The sequence below is a fragment of the Pontibacter sp. LHS2 genome (assembly GCF_058932845.1).
Map to the genome: position 1 here is coordinate 1,094,006 of NZ_JBZYWG010000002.1, position 6,416 is coordinate 1,100,421.

General features: G+C 46.7%; 3 protein-coding genes. All 3 read left to right on the forward strand.

The genetic code is table 11. The annotated features are described in order from the left end of the window. The first annotated feature begins 119 nt into the window (after positions 1 to 119). Genes porU through AC5FX6_RS13280 form a run of 3 tightly spaced genes read left to right on the forward strand, consistent with a single transcriptional unit; the run spans position 120 to position 6,159 of the window. Positions 120 to 3,689: a type IX secretion system sortase PorU gene (porU, locus tag AC5FX6_RS13270; protein ID WP_493597529.1), complete on the forward strand. Its 3,570-nt coding sequence runs from the start codon at positions 120 to 122 to the stop codon at positions 3,687 to 3,689. Between the two features lie 49 nt (positions 3,690 to 3,738). Next, complete coding sequence (gene porV / locus AC5FX6_RS13275) at positions 3,739 to 4,863, forward strand: type IX secretion system outer membrane channel protein PorV (protein WP_493597530.1); 1,125 nt, start codon at positions 3,739 to 3,741, stop codon at positions 4,861 to 4,863. Between the two features lie 15 nt (positions 4,864 to 4,878). Next, on the forward strand, positions 4,879 to 6,159 hold the full coding sequence (locus AC5FX6_RS13280; protein WP_493597531.1) for a M16 family metallopeptidase: 1,281 nt from the start codon (positions 4,879 to 4,881) through the stop codon (positions 6,157 to 6,159). The last annotated feature ends 257 nt before the right edge of the window (positions 6,160 to 6,416 follow it).

Below are 6,416 nucleotides of genomic sequence, written 5' to 3' on the forward strand. Positions count from 1 at the left end.
TCGACAGGTATGACAAAGAACTGCTGGCACTGTCATTATAATTACTGCTCAATTATTTAGCTCTAAGGATAATCTTCTGTAAATTTATACAGCCTATCATTCATTTACCCCCATCTGCTATGCGGATCTTTCTGTCGCTGTATACCTGTTTGCTGCTTGGCTCTTGCCTGCTAGCGCCCCACGCAAGGGCACAGGGAGGCATAACAGCGACCAGGCAACAAGAGCAGATCACGCAAGAATCGTCTCGCAACACAACCCATAGTACCGAAGACACACAAACTGGTTTCGCCACTTCATCGGTGCTCAGCTCAGGCAGTTGGTATAAGCTCGGAGTAACCGAATCAGGTATACACCGCATCGACAGGGCGCTGCTGCAGTCACTAGGCATCAATACCCAGCAACTCGACCCACGTACCCTACAACTCTATGGCAACGGAGGTGGTATGCTTCCGCAGCCCAACAGTACTCCTCGCCCTGATGACCTTGTGGAGAATGGCATTTTGGTGGCAGGTGAACATGACGGCCGCTTTGACGAAGCGGACTATGTGCTGTTTTATGCACAAGGCCCCCATACCTGGCAAGCCACCGGCGATAACCCTGCTTTTCGCCACACTCACAACATTTACTCAGACACAGCTTACTACTTTATTCGGGTGGGGTCAGGCAAAGGCCTTCGGATAAGCGAGCGTAGACAGGCAAGTGGCGCAGGCCAAACCATAACCAGTTACAATGAGCGCATTCACCACGAGCGCGATCTGAAGAACATGGTATACTCCGGCCGGGAATGGTATGGCGAAGACTTCAGTGCCTTTACCACCTCCCGCGAAATCAGCCTTCCAGTATCGGATCTGGTACCGGGCTCTGATGTTTGGCTCACGGCTTTCCTGATGGCAAATTCGTCGGCACAGAGTTCCTATACCTTGCGCCTTAATGGTCACTCTCTGGGTACACAAACGATCAGCGGACGTGGCACTTTTCCTTACCATCCGGAAGGCGTGAACAGCGTCAACACTTATACCTTAAACCAGCAGCAGCTCGGACAACCGACAGAGGTCAAGGTAGGAATCAACTTCAACGCTGGCAGCAACTCCACTGCTCTTGGTTTTCTGAATTACCTGACACTCCACTACGAGCGCCAGCTCAAGCTTTACGGTGATCAGACTAGCTTCCGCTCCATTGCAAGTATAGCCAGTCCAGTGAGCACTTTCCGCTTAGCAAGCACACCGGCTGCCACACAGGTATGGGACATCACTGATCCGCTGCGCCCTATCCTGCAAGAGACAAACCTTGTCGGTTCTGATCTCACTTTCAGTGCCCCAACGGATATTTTAAGAGAGTTTGTGGCCGTTCGCAGTAATACAGGTTTTAAACCGACTCCTTTTGGTCGTGTTGCCAATCAGGATCTGCACAGCCATAACCTCGACGGCCGACTTGACTTGGTTATCCTGACCCATCCCCGTTTTCTGCAGGAGGCCAACCGTCTGGCAGCGCACCGTCGGCAGCACAGTCACATGGAAGTCGCGGTTGTCACCACTACACAGGTATACAACGAATTTTCTTCGGGAGCGCAGGATGTGACAGCCACACGCGACTACATGCGCATGCTCTACAACCGCAGCAGCAAGCAGGGCGACGATGTCATTTATCTATTACTCTTTGGTGACGCATCCTACGACTACAAAAACCGCCTGACTAATAACACGAACTTTGTCCCCGTATACCAATCCCGGCAGTCGCTACACCCCATCAGCAGCTATTCTTCTGAAGACTATTACGGCTTTCTGGATGAGGACGAAGGCGAGTGGGCAGAAAGCAGTGCGGGCGATCATTTGCTCGATATTGGTATAGGCCGACTGCCTGTCAAAACAACGACAGAAGCTGCCACGGTTGTTGACAAGGTCATCGCTTACGACAGCCCGGGAAATTTTGGGAAGTGGCGCAGTCAGGTAACTTTTGTGGCTGACGACGGCGATTATAATGAACATCTGAACGATGCTGAATTTTTGAGCAGCTATCTTGAGCGACAACACATCAGTTACAATCCCAATAAGGTATACCTGGATCTATACCCCCAGGAAGCCGTCGCTAACGGACAACGTGCCCCCAGTGCAGCTGGTGCTATTGACAAGGCCGTTGAGCAGGGCTCCCTGATCGTAAACTATACCGGGCATGGCAATGAAGTCAGTTGGGCCTGGGAGCAGATCCTGACAGTGCCGCAGATAAACAACTGGCGTAATAAGGACCGATTGACCTTTCTGCTAACCGCTACTTGCGAATTTGGCCGTTATGATGATCCAAGACGTTCTTCTGGTGCTGAGCTTGCTTTGCTGAATCCTCAAGGTGGTGCGATCGGCCTGCTTACGACCACACGCCCTGTTTTCTCGAGTGATAACCGGGTACTTAATCGCAATTTTTACAAAGCGGCATTTAGCCCAATCAATGGACGGATGCCTCGCCTGGGAGATGTGATGCGGCATACCAAGAACATTAGCTTAACAGAAACAGGAGGCTCAAGAGGTGTGAACAACCGTAACTTTACGTTATTAGCTGATCCTTCTCAACAATTGGCTTACCCGCATTTAGAAACTCACATAACCCAAATCAATGGTGGGCAATCCGCTTCCGATACATTGGGTGCACTGGGTAAAGTGAATATGAAAGGGGTAGTAACGAATGCAGACGGAAGCACGGCAACAGATTTTGAAGGGACGCTGCACATCACTGTTTTTGAGAAACCGATTACTCGTCGCACCCTCGGCGATAACACACCGGAGCGCACAGGCGAACCCATTATACCTGGCGGCAATCAGCCTATACCTGTTCAGCTGCGCGAAAACATTGTGTATGATGGCCAGGCTTCTGTAAGGTCCGGCGCTTTTGACCTCAGCTTTGTCGTTCCCAAGGACATCGATTACCGCTATGGCGCGGGTAAGATCAGCCTTTATGCCAGTAGTGCCACACACGATGCCATGGGGGCCGATACCGCAGTAGTGATAGGCGGTACTGCCTCAGGTATAGCAGCAGACAATACCCCTCCTGTGATCAAGCTATTCATGGATGATGAGTCATTTGTTTTCGGCGGCACGACAGGCCAGGATCCGGTACTGTTGGCAAAGCTTTTTGACGAGAATGGGCTCAACACGGCAGGTATAGGATCAGGCCATGAGATAATCGCCATACTGGATGAAGGTACTGACCAGGCCCTTGTGCTAAACGATTACTATACCGCTGATCGTGACAGTTATCAGTCCGGCACTATACGCTATCCTTTTAAAGATTTGAAAGAAGGTCCGCATACCTTGTCGCTAAAAGCTTGGGACACGCACAATAATTCGGCTGAAGAGCGTCTGGAGTTTATCGTGTCCAACAACGAAAAGCTGACGATTACACAACTGCTGAATTATCCGAATCCATTCTCGACTAACACGACTTTTCGCTTTGATCATAACAGGTCAGGTGAAAATCTGGATATCCATATACAAATATTTACCGTATCAGGAAAATTGGTAAAAACGCTGCAGGGCACCAGTTATGCCAGCAAGTCACACTTATCTGATATTAATTGGAATGGGAGAGATGAATTTAACGATACATTAGCCCGTGGCGTATACGTTTACCGAATCATTGTACGTTCTCAGTATGATGGAGCAACAGCTACTAGATTTGAGAAACTTGTGCTCTTGAATTAGTAAAATCCTATAATATTTCTATATTTGATTTTGCATCAATACCCTCTATATGTATAAGAAAAATCTACTTGTAAAAGCCACTGCTTTTGTGGCTGCATTCTTCTCAGTGCACTTTGCATCAGCACAGTCATCTACTATTGGTCAGGACTCGCGCACCGTAACTACTGCGGTTCCAATTCTGACAGTAGCACCTGATGCACGTTCCGCCGGTTTGGGCGATGCAGGTGTTGCCATTAGCCCTGATGCAAACACACCACACTGGAACCCAGCCAAGTTAGGCTTTGTGCAGAATGACATGAGTGTAAGTTTTTCTTATTCTCCTTGGTTGCGCAACATCGTAGATGATATGTCTTTGAGCTATCTCTCCGGTTATAAGAAACTATCAGAGACATCTGCTATCTCCGCGTCTCTCCTATACTTTGACTTAGGTGACATTCAGTTCATCGATGCCAATGGTAACGATATCACAGAGTTTTCGCCAAAAGAGTATGCTCTGTCTGTTGCTTATGGCCAGGCCTTGAGCGAATACTTCAGTTTAGGTATAGGTGCACGCTTTATCCGCTCTAACCTGGCTGGTAACGTAACGATTGGTGGCGGCGCTACCCCTTTTGAGTCTAAGCCGGGTAACACTGCCGCTGTGGACGTTGGTTTGTACTACAACCGTGATCTTTCGCAAAACCTTAATCTGGGTCTGGGAGCTAATATCTCTAACATCGGTGGAAAGATTGCCTATACCAATGGTGACCAAAAGGATTTTCTTCCTACTAACCTGAAACTAGGTACAGCAATTACGTATAACCTTGACCAGTACAACTCACTGACTTTTGTAATTGATGCCAACAAACTACTGGTTCCATCGCCAGGTGCAGACAGCACACAGACAGTGATCAGTGGTATCTTTACTTCATTCGGTGATGCACCAGGTGGTTTCAGTGAAGAACTAAAAGAGATCAACTTCTCTGGTGGTGTAGAGTACTGGTATAACAACCTGTTTGCCGCGCGTCTAGGTTATTTTTATGAAAACCCAGAGAAAGGCAACAGAAAGTATATCTCAACAGGTGTAGGATTGCGCTACCAGAAATTTGGTATTGACGCAGCATACCTGATTCCAAGCGAAAGAGGAAACCCTCTTGCTGAAACCATTCGCTTCAGTTTGTCGCTTAACTTAGATTAACAAACTAATTAAAGAATGCTTGATAGAACAAAAGCACCAGAAATACATGAAATAGAAGCAGTCACGCTACAAATAGCTGAAGTTAATCACTTAAGCAACGGAGCCAGACTGCATTATATCAAAAGCGAAACCCAGCCTGTTGTCAGGCTGGATTTTGTTTTTAAGGCGGGTAAGTGGTACGAAGAGCATGCAGGTGTTGCCGACCTGACAGGCAAGATGCTTTTTGAAGGTAGTAAGAATTACACAGCAAAGCAGATTGCTGAGCAGGTTGCTTACTACGGTGCCTCTTTCGAGAACAACCAAGGGTATGACCGCTCTGAATTTACACTCTATTGCCTAAGCAAGTATGTGCCCAAACTACTTCCTTTGGTATTAGACGTCCTACAAAACCCGGTTTTCCCAACAGAAGAATTTGAGCTTCTACTTAGACGTAACCAGCAAAACCTGAAGGTACAGCGTCAGAAGAATAACTACCTGGCCACGCATAGCTTTACAAAGTTACTTTATGGTAACTCCCATCCTTATGTATTTGGTCTGGATGAAAATGCCCTGAATAACATCAGCAAAGAAGAACTAGCAAGCTTTTACAAAAGCAGGTATAGCACAGAACAGCTTGATGTCTTCGCATGTGGGGCAATCGATGATGACTTAGAGAAACTACTGGAGAAAGAAATTGCCACTCTACAGTTATCAGGAATGAAAGATGAACCAGCAATTGCTAATCCTACAAGTGGCTCACGAGAAGATTTTGTTTTAATGCCAGAAAGCCTTCAGTCCTCCATTAGGTTAGGCAAGCAGTTCCCCATAATTGGGCATGAAGATTACCATAAGCTTGTTGTACTAAACGAGATCCTGGGCGGGTACTTTGGCTCCAGACTGATGCGTAACATCCGTGAAGACAAAGGCTATACCTATGGCATCTATTCAGCCATATCGCCTAAGGAGCATGACAGCTTGTTCTTTATCGGTACAGATGTTAACTACCAGGTAACTGACAAAACGATAGAAGAGATTCGCAAGGAAATAAAGATTCTACAGGACGAAGTCATCCCTGAAGACGAGTTACAAACAGTGAAGAGCTATATGTTGGGTAAATTCCTAAATGATATAGCTACCATCTTTGAGCAGTGCGATCGGTATAAGCGCATCGTACTGCATAAGCTCCCTTATGAGCACTACAATAATTATATCAATACGATAAGAGGAGTTACAGCTGAAGAGCTACAAGAGTTAGCCAATCAATATATTGCACTGGAAGATTTAAAGACCGCTATTGCAGGCAAGAGACCAGACTAAGAATTGATTCTAGACTTAGACACTTAATAAGTAAACGAAGAAGGCTGCCCTGATAAGGAGCAGCCTTCTTCGTTTAAAACCTATTGACTATAATAACAGTTATGCTTCTATATAATTAACCCACATCATAAAAGCCTTTTACCGATCACCTACCTTCTCTGACACCAGCCTTTTATGGCTACTGCTTTAACCATCAGAAGAGATGTTCGGTATTGCCCCTGTGTTCCCCACTATAATTAACAGATACCTTCGCTATA